Origin of the sequence: Variovorax glacialis (assembly GCF_051216375.1) — a bacterium.
In the GTDB taxonomy this organism is placed as follows: Bacteria; Pseudomonadota; Gammaproteobacteria; order Burkholderiales; family Burkholderiaceae_C; genus Variovorax.
Map to the genome: position 1 here is coordinate 81,438 of NZ_JBPJZT010000003.1, position 14,466 is coordinate 95,903.

At 66.8% G+C, this 14,466-nt stretch carries 15 protein-coding genes; 6 read left to right on the forward strand and 9 right to left on the reverse strand.

The window, feature by feature from the left end:
- Nucleotides 1-15 precede the first annotated feature (15 nt).
- On the forward strand, nt 16-1,971 hold the full coding sequence (locus ACSFBL_RS08940) for a Kelch repeat-containing protein (RefSeq protein WP_435515419.1): 1,956 nt from the start codon (nt 16-18) through the stop codon (nt 1,969-1,971).
- Between the two features lie 16 nt (nt 1,972-1,987).
- Here ACSFBL_RS08940 and hslO read toward each other — a convergent pair whose 3' ends face one another.
- Together hslO and ACSFBL_RS08950 are read right to left on the reverse strand one after the other, a co-directional pair.
- Nucleotides 1,988-2,986, reverse strand: a complete 999-nt coding sequence (hslO, locus tag ACSFBL_RS08945) for an Hsp33 family molecular chaperone HslO (RefSeq protein WP_435515420.1) — start codon at nt 2,984-2,986, stop codon at nt 1,988-1,990.
- A gap of 23 nt (nt 2,987-3,009) precedes the next feature.
- Nucleotides 3,010-3,534 (reverse strand): gamma carbonic anhydrase family protein, encoded by a 525-nt coding sequence (locus ACSFBL_RS08950; RefSeq protein WP_435515421.1) that lies wholly within the window; start codon nt 3,532-3,534, stop codon nt 3,010-3,012.
- Nucleotides 3,535-3,572: 38 nt separating this feature from the next.
- Here ACSFBL_RS08950 and ACSFBL_RS08955 point away from each other — a divergent pair, with 38 nt between their 5' ends.
- On the forward strand, nt 3,573-4,376 hold the full coding sequence (locus ACSFBL_RS08955) for a ferritin-like domain-containing protein (RefSeq protein ID WP_435515422.1): 804 nt from the start codon (nt 3,573-3,575) through the stop codon (nt 4,374-4,376).
- Between the two features lie 53 nt (nt 4,377-4,429).
- Here the strand turns inward: ACSFBL_RS08955 and ACSFBL_RS08960 are convergent, their stop codons facing one another.
- From ACSFBL_RS08960 to ACSFBL_RS08975, 4 genes are all read right to left on the reverse strand, one after another.
- A complete protein-coding gene (locus ACSFBL_RS08960; RefSeq protein ID WP_435515423.1) occupies nt 4,430-4,978 on the reverse strand; it encodes a hypothetical protein in 549 nt (182 codons plus the stop codon).
- Between the two features lie 43 nt (nt 4,979-5,021).
- On the reverse strand, nt 5,022-5,996 hold the full coding sequence (locus tag ACSFBL_RS08965; protein ID WP_435515424.1) for a Bug family tripartite tricarboxylate transporter substrate binding protein: 975 nt from the start codon (nt 5,994-5,996) through the stop codon (nt 5,022-5,024).
- A gap of 55 nt (nt 5,997-6,051) precedes the next feature.
- Nucleotides 6,052-6,978 (reverse strand): site-specific tyrosine recombinase XerD, encoded by a 927-nt coding sequence (xerD, locus tag ACSFBL_RS08970; RefSeq protein ID WP_435515425.1) that lies wholly within the window; start codon nt 6,976-6,978, stop codon nt 6,052-6,054.
- Between the two features lie 64 nt (nt 6,979-7,042).
- Nucleotides 7,043-8,017: a tripartite tricarboxylate transporter substrate binding protein BugE gene (locus tag ACSFBL_RS08975; protein ID WP_435515426.1), complete on the reverse strand. Its 975-nt coding sequence runs from the start codon at nt 8,015-8,017 to the stop codon at nt 7,043-7,045.
- Between the two features lie 92 nt (nt 8,018-8,109).
- Between ACSFBL_RS08975 and ACSFBL_RS08980 the strand changes: the two genes are divergently transcribed.
- A complete protein-coding gene (locus ACSFBL_RS08980) occupies nt 8,110-9,027 on the forward strand; it encodes an AEC family transporter (protein WP_435515914.1) in 918 nt (305 codons plus the stop codon).
- A gap of 29 nt (nt 9,028-9,056) precedes the next feature.
- Nucleotides 9,057-9,482, forward strand: a complete 426-nt coding sequence (locus tag ACSFBL_RS08985) for a hypothetical protein (protein ID WP_435515427.1) — start codon at nt 9,057-9,059, stop codon at nt 9,480-9,482.
- On the opposite strand, the gene queG is transcribed toward ACSFBL_RS08985, so the two are convergent.
- On the reverse strand, nt 9,469-10,539 hold the full coding sequence (gene queG / locus ACSFBL_RS08990) for a tRNA epoxyqueuosine(34) reductase QueG (RefSeq protein WP_435515428.1): 1,071 nt from the start codon (nt 10,537-10,539) through the stop codon (nt 9,469-9,471). The two genes, ACSFBL_RS08985 and queG, sit on opposite strands and share 14 nt — an antisense overlap.
- On the opposite strand from queG, the gene tsaE reads away from it, so the two are divergent.
- Both tsaE and ACSFBL_RS09000 read left to right on the forward strand, forming a co-directional pair.
- Nucleotides 10,525-11,022: a tRNA (adenosine(37)-N6)-threonylcarbamoyltransferase complex ATPase subunit type 1 TsaE gene (gene tsaE, locus ACSFBL_RS08995; RefSeq protein WP_435515429.1), complete on the forward strand. Its 498-nt coding sequence runs from the start codon at nt 10,525-10,527 to the stop codon at nt 11,020-11,022. The genes queG and tsaE overlap by 15 nt on opposite strands.
- A complete protein-coding gene (locus tag ACSFBL_RS09000) occupies nt 11,019-12,497 on the forward strand; it encodes an N-acetylmuramoyl-L-alanine amidase (protein ID WP_435515430.1) in 1,479 nt (492 codons plus the stop codon). The genes tsaE and ACSFBL_RS09000 overlap by 4 nt, the downstream gene beginning before the upstream one ends.
- A gap of 30 nt (nt 12,498-12,527) precedes the next feature.
- On the opposite strand, the gene ACSFBL_RS09005 is transcribed toward ACSFBL_RS09000, so the two are convergent.
- Nucleotides 12,528-12,839 (reverse strand): hypothetical protein, encoded by a 312-nt coding sequence (locus tag ACSFBL_RS09005; RefSeq protein ID WP_435515431.1) that lies wholly within the window; start codon nt 12,837-12,839, stop codon nt 12,528-12,530.
- A 751-nt stretch (nt 12,840-13,590) separates the two neighbouring features.
- Complete coding sequence (locus tag ACSFBL_RS09010) at nt 13,591-14,265, reverse strand: HNH endonuclease (protein WP_435515432.1); 675 nt, start codon at nt 14,263-14,265, stop codon at nt 13,591-13,593.
- Nucleotides 14,266-14,466: the final 201 nt, after the last annotated feature.

The window sequence follows — 14,466 nt, forward strand, 5'->3', positions numbered from 1 at the left end:
AGGGATGGAGTCCGTATGAAGACAACATCGTGGCAAGGCATGGTCCGCCTCCTGGCATGGGGCCTGACGAGTTTCCTGACGCTGGTGTGCCTGAGCGCTTGCGGCGGTGGCGGCAGCGGCGGCTTCGGCGTGGGGGACGGCTTCGGCTCACCCCTGCAGCCCCCGGCGGGACTGCACTTCGAGCGCGATTCGGTCGTCTATCTCCTCGGCCATCCGATCGAGCCGAATGCCCCCGGCCACAGCGGCGGCCGCATCGTTCGCTACAGCGTCGCGCCCGCGTTGCCTGACGGACTCCGGATCGATGCAGTCACCGGCATCATCAGCGGCACGCCGCAGGTGCCGGCCTCACCCACGGTCTACACGGTCACCGGCACCAACTTCGGCGGTTCCGTCACGACCGGCGTGCAGATCTCGGTCACGGCGGCCACGCTGCCGCCCGCGAACCTGGGCTTCGAGAACCAGGATGCCGTCTACACCGTCGGCCAGCCCATCCCGCCGAACGCCCCCACATTGGACGGCGGCGACGTGACCGGCTTTGCCGTGCAACCCGCACTGCCCGACGGACTGGCGATCGACCCGGCCTCCGGCGTCATTTCAGGGACGCCCCTCTCGGCCGCTGCGCCCGCCAACTACACCGTGACCGCGCGCAACGGTGCCGGCTCGACCCGCGCCGTGCTGAGGATCGAGATCCGCAATCCACCCGTCGCGCCCCCGGCATCGCTGAGCTACCAGAAACCCACCGCCCTCTACGCCGACGGCAGGCCGATCACGCCCAACCATCCGCGCAGCACCGGTGGCGCAATCAGCGTCTTCGCCGTCGCACCGCCATTGCCCCAGGGGCTGAGCATCGACACGGTATCCGGCGTCATTTCCGGCACGCCGCTGGGCGTCCAGCCGGCCACCGTCTACACGGTGACGGGCGGCAACCAGTCCGGTATAGCCACCGCCAAACTGAGCATCACGGTGCTGCCTGCGGGTTCGTGGACGAACGCGGACCCGATGAACGCGGCTCGCACGAACCACACCGCGTCGCTGCTGCCGAATGGCAACGTGCTGGTCGCCGGCGGATACAACGGGGGCGGTACGCTGGCCACGGCCCAGGTCTATTCGCCGGCCCTGGGCCAGTGGACGTCGCCCAGCACCATGGCCGACTCGCGCTTCTTCCACACCGCGACCGTGCTGCCGGATGGCCGGATCCTGGTTGCGGGCGGCGAGTACACCGGCGGCTATCGCGCCACGGCCGAGCTCTACGATCCCGCCACCGGTTCATGGACATCGACGGGGACCATGAGCGCTGCCCGAAGCGGCCATACGGCGACGCTGCTGCCCAACGGCAAGGTATTGGTCACCGGCGGCTTCAACGGCGTCTATCTCGCCACGGCCGAGCTGTACGACCCCGCCACCGGGGCATGGGCGCCAGCCTCGCCGATGAGCGCCGGGCGAAGCCTCCACACCGCGAGCCTGCTGCAGAGTGGCAAGGTATTGGTCGCGGGCGGGTTCGGCGGCAGCACGCTGGCTTCGGCGGAGTTGTACGACCCCGCGACGGGCCAGTGGACGGCCACCGGCGCCTTGAACACAGCGCGATTGACCCACACCGCAACGCTGCTGCCGGGCGGCGAGGTGCTCGTCGCAGGCGGATTCGGCGGCGGCGTGTCGCTCGCCTCGGCGGAACTCTACGACCCCGCGAGCGGCCAATGGACGCCGACCGGCTCGATGCACACGCCGCGCACCGCGCACACGGCAACGCTGCTGCTGGCTGGCAAGGTGATGGCCGCGGGCGGATACGACGACGTCATCGTCTGGAACACGGCCGAACTCTACGACCCTGCATCGGGCCAGTGGACAGCAACCGGCTCCATGGCGACCGCCCGCTACTTCCACACCGCAACGCTTCTATTGGATGGCAATGTGCTGGTTGCGGGAGGCTACGACGCCGATTCCCTGGCCCTGGCGGAATTGCAGGTTCCGTAGGGCGCGGTGGACCGCCCTACTGGACCACCGCCGTGCCAGGCATCTGGTCTCCGGGCGCGGTGAAGATCTGCGCGGCATCGACCGCATCGAAACGATATTGCTTGCCGCAGAAATCGCATCCGACTTCGATGTCGCCGCGCTCCGCGAGGATGCCTTCCGCCTCCTCCAAGCCCAGTCCGCGAATCATGTTCGCCACGCGGGCGCGGCCGCAGGTGCACGCGAAGTGCGGCCCCAGCAGGCCCGCCTGCGGTTCGAAGCGCAGCAGCTTCTCTTCCCAGAACAGGCGGCGCAGGATCGTGTCGACGTCCAGTGTCAGCAGTTCGTCGCGGGTCAGGCTCGAAGCCAGGATCGAGATGCGGTTGTAGTCCTCGTTGCGGCCGATCTCGTCTTCGTTGGCCTGGTCGTCGTCGCTGCGGGACGTGCCCTCGAGGTTGCCTTCGCCCTTGACCGGCAGGCGCTGGATCAGCAGGCCCGCCGCTACCTTGTCGTCCGCCGCCAGCACGAGCGTCGTGTCGAGCTGTTCGCTCTGGAGCATGTAGTGCTGCAGCACGTCGCTGAGCCGGTCGAGCTTCTCGCCACGGTCGCCGAACAGCGGCACCACGCCCTGGTAGGGCTGCTGGCCCGGAAGCTTGTCCTTCGGATCGAGCGTGATCGCGCAGCGCCCCTTGTTGTGGACGTTGACCATCCCCGGCAGGCGCACATCGGGCGCAAGCTCGCCGACGACCTTGGCGGTGGCGCGCAGGCTCAGGTCGGGCTTGACCTCGGCGACCGCGATCTTGACCGGACCGTCGCCGAAGATCTGGAGGATGAGTGCGCCGTTGAACTTGATGTTGGCCTGCATCAGCGTGGCCGCGGCCGTCATTTCACCGAGCAGTTCGGCCACGGGCGGCGGATACGCGCCGGTGCCGGTGTTGGAGGCACGGCGCGCCAGGATCTCCTGCCAGGCATCGGTGAGGCGCACGATCATGCCGCGCACCGGCAGGCCGTCGAACAGGAACTTGTGCAATTCGCTCAATGGGGACTCGCTCTCCCGCCGTTTCAGGCGATTTTCTTGAGGCCCTTCGCGAAGCGACGGCCGTTTTCCACATAGTGCTCGGCGCTCTGCCGGAGCTTTGCGGCGGCCGCATCGTCGAGCGTGCGCACCACCCTGGCCGGCGAGCCGATGATGAGCGAGTTGTCGGGAAACACCTTACCCTCGGTCACGACGCTGCCGGCGCCAACGATCGAATTGCGGCCGATCTTCGCGTTATTCAAGATCACCGCCTGGATGCCGACCAGCGAGTTGTCACCGATCGTGCAGCCGTGCAGCATGACCTGGTGGCCCACCGTCACGTTCTCGCCGATGGTCAGCGGGCAGCCGTGGTCGGCGTGCAGGACCGACAGATCCTGCACATTGCTGTTGCGGCCGACGCGCAGTGTCTCCGTGTCGCCGCGCAGCACCGCGCCGAACCACACGCTGGCGTTCTCGGCCAGCACGACGTCGCCCATGACCTGCGCGCTGTCGGCGACCCACGCGCCTTCGCCGAGTTGGGGTGCCACGCCATCGAGTTCGTAAAGTGCCATCGCGGAGTCTCCAGAGGTCGAAAACTAGAATTGTAGGGATGCACCCCCGCCATGGCGCCCTGGCCGCGCTGCGCCTCACCGATCCCGAACTCAAGGTGGCCGCCACGCGGACCACGGTGGCGGCGTCGGCCTCGCATCCGATGCCGCTGGAGCCCGTCCGGACGGCGGACGACGAAGCCGGCGTGCCCGGCCGCCCCGAGCGGCCGCTTCGCGTCTCCGCGACCGAGGTCGAAAAGCGCTCGCCTTTCACGCCCGAAGGCCGGGCCGCGCTGATCCATTCGATCTGCCACATCGAGTTCAACGCCATCAACCTCGCCCTCGACGCGGCCTGGCGTTTCGACGGCATGCCCGAGGCCTACTACCGGGACTGGCTGCGCGTGGCCGACGAGGAAGCCCAGCACTTCACCCTCCTGCACGATCATTTGCGCGGCATGGGCTACAGCTACGGCGACTTCACCGGCCACGACGGCCTCTGGAACATGTGCGAGAAGACGAAGGAAGACGTGGTCGCCCGCATGGCCCTGGTGCCGCGCACCCTCGAAGCGCGCGGACTCGACGCCACGCCCCTGATCCAGGCCAAACTGCGCCGCGTGAACACCCCGGACGCGCTGGCCGCCTGCGCGATCCTCGATATCATCCTGCGCGACGAAGTCGGGCACGTGGCGATCGGCAATCGCTGGTACCGCTGGCTGTGCGAGCGCGAAGGCCTCGACCCGATCGCGCACTACCGCGTGCTGTACCGCCGCCACGAGGCGCCGCGCCTGCGAGCGCCCTTCAACCTGGAGGCGCGCGCCCGCGCCGGCTTCACCGACGAGGAATTGCAGGCGCTTTCGCAGGGCTGAAAGTCGATCCCGGAAGCACCGAGGACTTTACGGGCTTGCCCACCAGGCCTCGATCACGCGGCAAAGCATTGGGCGCGCGCTGCGTGGAGCACGGCGTCGAACTGGGCGTCCAGCAGTTCGATCGGTGCGCGCTCCTGCAGCCATGCGTTGGGCGCGACGAACCAATGCGCGGCCGACCAGCCGTCGAAGATCCTCGACAGTTCGGCCAGCACACGCCGCGTTGCGATTCCTGCCGCAAGGCTGTCACGGTCCAGTTGAAATGCCGGTATCCAGAGGGTTCGATTCCAGTCGAAGCACAGGATCTCGCCCGAGACGATCGAACGTGCCAGGCTGGCGTGGTCGCCGGAGCGTCTTGCGATGAGAAGATCGGCCAGTTCATCGCCCCGAAAGAGTCCGCCGGTCGGCCGAAATGCGCTCAGAAGCGCGATGAACGCAGCATCGCGCTGCGACTCCACTTCTCGACAGAGGACGGCATGTATCGGCGGCTCAACGGAGATGGGCCGCGTTGTAAAACCGCGTGTCGAATGATCACCGCTGGCGTCAGGGTGATGTAGGTCCAACTGCATATGCCCTCCCGTTTCTGAGAGCGCATATTTCCTCATCGCCGCAGGCGCGACGCAATCCGAACGATTTGCCGGTTCGGCTTCAGTCCGACTTGATACCGGCGGCTCGAACGATGCGGCCGTTGCTCTCGAACTCTTCGGCGATCTCGTTCGCGAACTCCTCGACGCCCCCACCGGTCGGCACGTTGTCGGTCGACGCCAGCTTGGCGCGCAGATCGGGGCTGGCCAGCGCCCGGTTGATCTCCGCGTTGTACTTCTCGACAAGAATCGCCGGCGTTCCGGCCGGCGCGAACACGCCGAAGAGCGAGGTCACGTTCGCCGCGGGATAGCCCAGCTCCGCGAGCGTGGCCACCTTCGGCAGGGTGTCGAGCCGCGCCGGCGCACCGACGGCCAGCGGACGCAGCCGGCCAGCCTTGATCTGCGCCGCCACGGCCGGTCCCGCATTGGTCGACAGGACCTCGAACTGTCCCCCCAACGCGTCGTTCAGTTGCTGCCCGCCGCCCTTGTAAGGGATGTGCGTGATGTCGACCTTTTCAGCCGCGCGCAACTGTTCGAGCACGACATGGCCTAGCGAGGCCTGGCCCGATGTCGCCCACCGCACGGCACCCGGCCGCGCCCTGGCGTCATCGAGCAAGGACTTGAGATCGCGCATGCCCGTCGCCGGCGTCGCCAGCAGCAGCACCGGTGAGTACATGACACTGACCACCGGGGCGATGTCCTTCAGCGGATCGAAGGGCGACTTGCCGAGATGCGGATTCAGCACCAGGGGACTGATCGCGGAAAAGCCCAGCGTGGCGCCGTCCGGCGCTGCCTTGGCGACCGCGTCCATGCCGATCGTCCCGCTGGCGCCCGCCTTGTTCTCGACCACCAGCGTGCTGCCGAGCTGCACCGCGAGCTTGTCGGCAAGCGCACGGGCCACGACGTCGCTGACGCCGCCGGCCGGATAGCCGACGACGAGGCGAATCGTCCTCGGGATGACCTGCGCCTGCGAAGCGCCCGCGGACAATGCAAGGCCCAAGGCAATCGCCAGGGCCCAACGGGAAAGACTCAAAGACATCGATACGACTCCACGATTGATTGCCCATTCTCCAGCGAATGACCCGCGCGCGAGGTCAGCCCCGTGGATGGTGCTGCGCATGGAGCTGTTTCAGCCGCTCGCGCGCGACATGCGTGTAGATCGTGGTCGTCGAAATGTCCGCGTGGCCGAGCAGCAATTGGACTGCGCGCAAATCGGCGCCGTGGTTGAGCAGGTGCGTCGCAAAGGCATGGCGCAGCGTGTGCGGCGACAGCGGCACATGGATGCCGGCCGCCAGTGCGTTCTTCTTCACGATGACCCAGAACATCATCCGCGTCATGCCCGAGCCCCTGTTCGTGACGAACAGGTCCGGGGTCTGCTGGCCGTCGAGAATCACGGGGCGCGACTCGCGCAGGTAGCGCTCGATCCAGCGGCGCGCCTCGCCGCCGAAGGGCACCAGCCGCTCCTTGCTGCCCTTGCCGAGCACCCGCAGCACGCCATCGTTGAGGCTCAGCTCGAACACCTTGAGCTCCACCAGCTCGCTCACGCGAAGCCCGCTCGCATACATCAGTTCGAGCATCGCGCGGTCGCGCAGGCCGAGCGGCGTATCGACATCGGGCGCGGCGAGCAGATCGTCCACCTGCTTTTCCGACAGCGTCTTGATTGCGCGCGGCATCTGCCGGGCGGGCGCCAGCCGCAGGGTCGGGTCGGCGGCGATCCGATGTTCGCGCAGCGCCCAGCGGTAGTAGCGCTTGAAGACGGTCAGCCGCCGGTTCGCCGAGGTCGCCTTGCCCTTGTCCGAGAGACGCACGCCCATGTAGGCCTGCAGGTCGTTCTCCAGCGCGGCATCCAGCGCCTTGCCGCGCTCGGCCCGCATCCAGTGCGCGAACAGCTCCAGATCGCGCCGATAGGCGGCCAGCGTGTTCTTCGAGAGACCGTCCTCCAGCCACAAGGCATCGATGAAGTCGTCGATTTCCGGTGTCTCGGCAGGCGTGTCGGGGGGCGTTTCGGTGGCCGCGGTCATGCGATGCAAGATAACAAAAGAAAAAGCCGCCCGGACGGAGCGGCTTCGGGCGATGGCGCCTCGGTCAGTCGAGCTGCAGCTTCTGCTTGACCACGACCTGCTTGTAGACCTCGTACTCGGCCTTGATCTGCGCCGCGAACTGGTCCGGCGTGTTGGCCACGATCAGCGAGCCCGTGTCCTCGATGCGCTTGCGCACGGCCGGATCCTCGACCGACTTCTTCACGCCCGCGTTGACCTTGTCGACCACATCCTTCGGCAGGCCCTTCGGACCCAAAATGCCGTAGTAGGCCATGCGGTTCACCGGCTCCAGGCCCACTTCCTTGAAGGTCGGCACATTCGGCAGCGCGGCGAGGCGCTGCGGCGCCGACACCACGATCGGCACCAGCTTGCCCGTCTGGATGAAAGGCAGTGCCGATGGGATGTTGTCGAACATGATCGCCACCTGGCCGGCCACCACGTCGTTCAGCGCCGGGCCGGCGCCGCGGTACGGGATGTGCGTCACGTAGGTGTTCGTCAGGCTCTTGTAGAGCTCCATCAGCAGGTGCCCGATGCCGCCCGTGCCGGACGACGCGTAGGAGTACTTGCCCGGGTTCTTCTTCAGCTCGGCGACGAACTCGGCGTAGTTCTTGGCCGGGAAGCTCGGATGCACCGCGATGATGTTCGGCGTGGCCGCGATGTTGACGATCGGCGTGAAGTCGTTGATCGGGTCGTACGGCGTCTTCGGGTTGATGGCCGGATTGGCCGCCGTGCTCGACACCGTCGCGACGCCGAGCTTGTAGCCGTCGGGCGTGGCCCGTGCCGTTTCGGCCGCGCCGACGATGCCGCCGCCGCCCGCCCGGTTGATGACCACCACCGGCTGGCCCAGCGCCTTGCCCAATGGTTCCGAAATCACCCGCGCCACGATGTCCGTGGTGCCGCCCGGTGCAAAGGGCACCGAGAGTTCCACGGGCTTGTTCGGATAACCCTGCGCCCAGCTGGACCCCGCGAACGCAAGCAGCGCGGTAGCGCTGGCGAACGCATTCCATTGACGACGTTGCATTGAATAGCCTCCTTGGGCCGTAAACGAAAGCCCGGATGCTAACGGGTCGCTCGCCCCCGGGACTCGTGGATAACCCATGCCGGGCGCCGGATATCCTCGAACGAGTGAACTACGCACAGCTCCTCTTTCCCGACTTCTCGCTCATCGCCTGCGGCTGGCTGTTGTGCCGCTATACGGCCCTCGACCGCCAGGTGTGGAACCAGGTGGAGAGCCTGGTGTATTACTTCCTGTTCCCGGTCCTGCTGTTCCACTCGATCGTGCGGAGCCCACTCGATTTCGGCGCGACATCGAACCTGCTGACCGCGGGCGTGGGCGTCGGGCTCTGCGGCATCGCCCTGGCCTATGCCCTGCCCTTCATGCCGTGGATCGGCGCGCACATCGACCGTCGCGACCACGCGGCCAGCGCGCAGGTCGCCTTCCGCTTCAACTCGTTCATCTGCCTCGCCCTTGCCGAGCGCCTGGCGGGCGCGGAGGGCCTGCTGATGATCGCCGTGCTGATCGGCGTCTGCGTGCCGATGTTCAACATCGCCGCCGTCTGGCCGATGGCGCGCCACGCGCAGACCGGCTTCGCCCGCCAGCTTGCGCGGAACCCGCTGATCATCGCCACGGTGAGCGGCCTCGTCGCCAACCTGCTCGGCCTTGGCGTGCCGACCTGGCTCGAACCGACGCTCACGCGCATCGGCGCGGCATCGCTCGCCCTCGGGCTGATGGCGGCCGGCGCGGGCATGCAGTTCGCAACGCTCGCGCAAGGCAAGGTGCTGGCCGTGTCGGTGCTTGCGATCCGGCACCTCGTCCTGCCGCTGATCGGCTGGGGCCTCGCGATCGTGCTCAGGCTGCATCCCTCGCAGGCGGCGGTGCTGATGACCTTTTCGGCGGTGCCCACCGCGTCGAGCGCCTATGTGCTGGCGGCGCGCATGGGCTACAACGGCGCCTTCGTGGCCGGGCTGGTGACGCTCTCGACCATGCTCGGCGTGGCGAGCCTGCCGTTCGCACTCTCGCTCGCAGGCTAGGCCTCAGGCTTCACCGCTACCATGCTCCCATGCGTCGCTACCTCCTGGCCGTTCTAGCCGCATCGCTCGCAGGTGCAGTCCAGGCACAGGAATACACCCGCTACCAGGGTGCCTGGGAGGGCCCGTTCCTGTTCTATGTCGCGCAGCAGGACACGGGCGCGCAGGGGCCGCCGGAGGTCTACCCCGGCGTACTGCAGATCGATGCCGACGGCCGCGTGCATGGCAACGTGCCCGAAGCCGCCTGCACCCTGACCGGATCGAGCATGGACTACGTGTCGCCCGCCAATGCCACCGTCGAACTCACGGTCGCAGGCTGCCGGGACACGCGCTTCAACGGCCATTTCAGCGGCAAGCTGATCAACAACCCCGCGCTCAAGTACGCGTCGATCCGCCTGAGTTCGATGCGCTCGCTGGACTCGGGAACGGCGCAGATCTCCGCCATCATCCGGCACTGATCGCGAGCGCCCATTCGACGTGTTCGCGCACCAGCGCGCTCGGATGCTCGCGGCGCGAGGCGAGTGCCGACCGCGCCCCCTCGTCCCCGCCGCGCAGCGCATTGCCCAGCGCCACCGCAACGTTGCGCAGCCAGCGCTCGTGGCCGATCCGACGGATCGGGCTGCCTGCGGTGTAGCGCAGGAAGTCTTCCTCGCTCCATGCGAAGAGTTCGCCGAGCTGACGCCCCGTCAGACCGTCGCGCGCGTCGAAGTCGGGCAGCGCGCTCTTCTTCGCGAACTTGTTCCATGGGCAGATGAGCTGGCAGTCGTCGCATCCGTAGATGCGGTTGGCCATCAGCGGCCGCAGTTCGAGCGGAATCGACCCCGCATGCTCGATCGTGAGGTACGAGATGCAGCGCCGCGCATCGAGCCGGTGCGGCGCGATGATGGCCTGCGTGGGACACACGTCGATGCACGCGCTGCAGCTTCCGCAGTGCGGCGTGACCGGCTCGCTCGGCGGCAGTGCCATGTCCACGTAGATCTCGCCGAGGAAGAACATCGAGCCCGCATCGCGGTCCAGCACCAGCGTGTGCTTGCCGCGCCAGCCCTGGCCGCTGCGCGATGCAAGCTCGGCCTCGAGCACGGGCGCGGAATCGGTGAAGGCGCGATGGCCGAAGGGGCCTACCTCCTCGGCAATGCGATCGGCCAGTTTCGAGAGGCGCGAACGCAGCACTTTGTGATAGTCCCGCCCGCGCGCATAGAGCGAGACGATGCCTTCGCCCGGCCGTCGAAGCCGCGCGAACTCCACCGCCTGCCAGTCGTCCGGTGTGGCACGCGGGAGGTAGTCCATGCGCGCCGTGATCACCGACACGGTGCCGGGCACCAGTTCCGCCGGCCGCGCGCGCCGCGTGCCGTGCGCGGCCATGTAATGCATGTCGCCGTGAAATCCTTCTCCCAGCCAATGCATCAGGCCCGGCTCCGCGCTCGACAGATCGACACCCGCAACGCCGATTTGGGAGAATCCCAGCTCCCGGGCCAAAGCCTGAATCCGAATCACGAGTTGATGGCTGCCGATCACCTGCCGATTGTAGAAACGCACACCGCCACCCAGGTCTGGCGTACCGAAGACGACACGGACGCGTTGGCGCTTGCGCTGGCGAGGTCCCCGGCGCTGCGCGACGCCTTCATCTCGCTGCAGGGCGACCTGGGCGCGGGCAAGACCACTTTCGTGCGTCACCTGCTGCGGGCGCTCGGCATCACCGGCCGCATCAAGAGCCCCACCTACGCGGTCGTCGAGCCGCACGAAGCGCCCGACGGGCTCGCCATCTTCCATTTCGACTTCTACCGCTTCAACGATCCGCGCGAATGGGAGGATGCCGGCTTCCGCGACATCTTCGCCGGCCCCGGTGTAAAGCTGGCGGAATGGCCCGAAAACGCCGCGGGGCGCATTCCGCTTGCAGACCTCGCTATTAAAATAGAAGCAATGACCGACGACACCCGCTTAGTGACTCTCCGCGCGAACACACAGCGCGGCAGCCGGTTGCTTGCCGACGCCGCATGAAGGCGGACGGACTGAAACGACGCGCGCTGCTGCAAGGCGGCAGCATGGCATTGCTGCTGGGCATCCACGAAATCGCCCGCGGCGCCACCATCGTCGCGGTGCGCGTGTGGCCCGCCTCCGACTACACCCGCGTGACCATCGAATCCGATGGCCGGCTGAATTCACAGCAACTGGTGGTCGGCAGCCCGCCGCGGCTGGCGGTCGACATCACCGGCATCGACCTCAATCCCGCGCTGCGCGAACTCGTCGGCAAGATCAAGCCCGACGACCCCTTCATCAACGGACTTCGCGTCGGGCAGTTCGCGCCGGGCGTCGTGCGCATCGTGTTCGACCTCAAGCAGTCGGTGGCGCCGCAGGTGTTCTCGCTGGCGCCCGTGGCGGCGTACAGGGACAGGCTCGTGCTCGACCTCTATCCGCAGCAGGCCGCCGATCCGCTTGAATCGCTGATCGCCGAGCGGCTGCGCGACGCGCCCAAGATCGCCGCGGCCAGCGCGGCGCCCTCTCCCGCCGACACACCGGCACCCACGCGTCCAAGTGCCGGTGTCGCTGCGGGCACCGCCGCCGATCCGCTCGGCGACCTCATGGCGCAGCAAGCCGCCCGCGTGACGCCGCCGGTGACGGTTACGCAAGCCAATCGCCCGACCGCACCGGTCGGCCCGCTGCCCATTCCCCTGCCGTCCACAGGGAGCGCTCCGACGGCGCCCCCTGCGCCCACCACCGGACGCAGCGTCGCCACGGCGAGCCAGACCGACCGCATCATCATCGTCGCGCTCGATCCCGGCCACGGCGGCGAAGACCCCGGCGCCATGGGCCCGAACGGCACGCGCGAGAAAGACATCGTGCTGCTGATCGCCCATCGGCTGCGCGAGCGCATCAATGCGAGCAGCGTCAACGGCAACCCCATGCGCGCCTACCTCACGCGCGACGCCGACTTCTTCGTGCCCCTCGGCGTGCGGGTACAGAAGGCGCGGCGCGTGCAAGCCGACCTGTTCGTCAGCATCCACGCCGATGCCTTCACGACACCCGATGCCAAGGGTGCGAGCGTGTTCGCGCTGAGCCAGGGCGGCGCATCGAGCAGCGCCGCACGCTGGCTTGCCAACAAGGAAAACCAGGCCGACAAGGTCGGCGGCGTGAACGTCGGCAACCACGAGGCACAGGTGCAGCGCGCGCTGCTCGACATGAGCACCACCGCGCAGATCAACGACAGCCTCAAGCTCGGCGGCGCGATGCTGGGCGAGATCCGAGGCATCGGCGCACGCCTGCACAAGCCGCAGGTCGAGCAGGCCGGGTTCGCGGTACTCAAGGCGCCGGACATTCCGAGCGTGCTGGTCGAGACGGCCTTCATCAGCAATCCCGAGGAAGAGACCAAGCTGCGCAGCACCGCCTATCAGGAAGACCTTGCCGACGCGCTGATGCGCGGGATCCAGCGCTACTTTGCACAGAACCCGCCGCTGGCGCGTAGTCGGCAGTTGTGATCCTGTTCGGCGGAGGCGCGGGCTCGCGGGTCAGGGCGCCTGCATCGACGCGATGGTCGTCTTGACCACTTGCGCTCGGCGCTGGAACTCCGCACGTAGGAAGTCCACGAGGCGCTCGACGTCATTACGCTTGATGCGGCAATCGCCGCTGCTCGACCGCTTCATCTCGGTGACTAGTTCGCGAACGCACGCGATGGCGCGATAGGCCTCCCGCAATTCGTCGAGTTCCGCAGCAGCGCGCACTGCGGGGGTCTCACGATGGTCCGCGGGTCTGGGATGCGTGTTCTCGCCGATGGGGGATTCGTCAGGGTGGCGCGCGGGCGCGCAAATAGGGTGGACCATCAAGGGCCTCCAAGATCTGTTGTTGACTGAAATCGCCGCTCCCAACGCCAATTGGGGGCGGCGACTCGAACAGGTTGGCGTACCGGACAGATCTTGCGAGAACCGGCGAGCCTCACGGCTCCCTGCCCGAGCCGCCAAAACTGGAGCACGAACAAAGAAGCCGCAGAACTACTGCGGTAGTGACTGCGGCTTTCGTCGCTGATCTGAATGTCGGGACGCCAATCCCGGTCGCGTCTTTTTTTGACGTGACGAGGAAAGTATAGCCAGCGTCGCCTCTTGCGGAATCGCTGCGCGGCCTCGTTCGAGGGTCATATTGAACCGCTCTTGCCGGATCCGTACAGCCGCGATGGGCCATGGCGGCGCTACGCGCCTGCCCAAAGCAGACGTTGGCTTGGACTAGGTAGTCCGCGTAGCATGGCGCGCACGGCCCGCCGCAGCGCCGATTGGCGGTCATTGCAGGAGTGAGGAATGGATGCATCAACGTTGACTGACCCCAATTGGGACAAGCCCATCCCTGGGGCTTACTTCACGTGGGCAGGAGTTAGCTATCCCGTGCTACAGGCCAAGGAGGACAAGTCGTACCCTTTGAACAATGACAGGATTCCGGAGAGCGCAAAGCCCTGGAGAGGCACAAATCTCCTGCACACAAAGGGCGTCCGTGTCGTGCCTCACTCCATCGTTTGGCTAGCTCCCCGCACATTCGTACGCATCCCGGATTGACGATTACCCGCGCGGCAAGTGCAGTCGGTCTTCACGCGAGGGCGTTCCCGAGCATCCGCCCATGAAAGCCACCATATTCGTTGAGGACGCACTCATGAAAGACGACCGCGCCCTCCGAGGAAAAGCTCACCAAACCGCAGTCGTAGAGCGCGTGTATGTCCCTCCTGAGCAACACGCCGTCGTTGGCGGTGTTCATGCCTGCTCGCCACTTGCTGCCGTGCAGATGTGCAGCCTCAAGCACTTCGGGAACAGCACATCCGGTCACCGCGCATCGGCCCCCGTAAGCGAGGAAGACCGCTCGGCGAAAGTCCGCCTGTTCAGTCCGTACTTGGACCAGTGCAAAGCGGTCTGCCATCTCAGAGAGGTCAGCAGTAGTCCCAACAGGTGGGGGGTTCGGCATCACATTTGGCCCAGGTCCGAACCAACCGAGCCGCTGTATGGCAGTCCGGACCTGTGGTCTGAGATGCCAGGTCTCATTGCCCACGGAGTCTTTGGCGAGGAATCCGACCCACATCATCAAGTCGGTGGGCCTTGTCCCTGCCAAGTGGGCGGTCAGCAGGCCACCTATCTTGCTGCATGAATTGACCGAATCGCCGCGCACCCGGCGATTGGAATCCCGTTCGATGGCAAACCCTTCAGTGCGCTCAAAGAGCAAGCGCAGGTCCTTCAGTTGCCGCTCCGTGGGATTAATGGCAGCCAGCGCCATGCAGAGAGCGTCCGCGTCATTCAGAACGTCAAAAAAATCCATTGTTCAAGGATAGTGGGCGCCACGAGGGCCCGGTCGCGACTAAGACACCCATCAACCTCGAGGGCCTGGTCTTGTGGCCGGGTGCAACGCAGATGACCGCACTCGTGAAGGCAAACCGCACCACTATCCTTGCCGCCCTGAGGCCGCGACGACTGCTAT

What these genes read in the sequence shown, in the direction of transcription:
- ACSFBL_RS08985 (WP_435515427.1), top strand. Translation starts at nt 9,057, where the DNA reads ATGCGTCGCTACCTCCTGGCCGTTCTAGCCGCATCGCTCGCAGGTGCA.
- ACSFBL_RS08960 (WP_435515423.1), bottom strand. Translation starts at nt 4,978, where the DNA reads ATGAGGAAATATGCGCTCTCAGAAACGGGAGGGCATATGCAGTTGGAC.
- ACSFBL_RS08950 (WP_435515421.1), bottom strand. Translation starts at nt 3,534, where the DNA reads ATGGCACTTTACGAACTCGATGGCGTGGCACCCCAACTCGGCGAAGGC.
- ACSFBL_RS08955 (WP_435515422.1), top strand. Translation starts at nt 3,573, where the DNA reads ATGCACCCCCGCCATGGCGCCCTGGCCGCGCTGCGCCTCACCGATCCC.
- ACSFBL_RS09005 (WP_435515431.1), bottom strand. Translation starts at nt 12,839, where the DNA reads ATGGTCCACCCTATTTGCGCGCCCGCGCGCCACCCTGACGAATCCCCC.
- xerD (WP_435515425.1), bottom strand. Translation starts at nt 6,978, where the DNA reads ATGACCGCGGCCACCGAAACGCCCCCCGACACGCCTGCCGAGACACCG.
- ACSFBL_RS09010 (WP_435515432.1), bottom strand. Translation starts at nt 14,265, where the DNA reads ATGGCGCTGGCTGCCATTAATCCCACGGAGCGGCAACTGAAGGACCTG.
- ACSFBL_RS09000 (WP_435515430.1), top strand. Translation starts at nt 11,019, where the DNA reads ATGAAGGCGGACGGACTGAAACGACGCGCGCTGCTGCAAGGCGGCAGC.
- ACSFBL_RS08940 (WP_435515419.1), top strand. Translation starts at nt 16, where the DNA reads ATGAAGACAACATCGTGGCAAGGCATGGTCCGCCTCCTGGCATGGGGC.
- ACSFBL_RS08975 (WP_435515426.1), bottom strand. Translation starts at nt 8,017, where the DNA reads ATGCAACGTCGTCAATGGAATGCGTTCGCCAGCGCTACCGCGCTGCTT.
- tsaE (WP_435515429.1), top strand. Translation starts at nt 10,525, where the DNA reads ATGGCTGCCGATCACCTGCCGATTGTAGAAACGCACACCGCCACCCAG.
- ACSFBL_RS08965 (WP_435515424.1), bottom strand. Translation starts at nt 5,996, where the DNA reads ATGTCTTTGAGTCTTTCCCGTTGGGCCCTGGCGATTGCCTTGGGCCTT.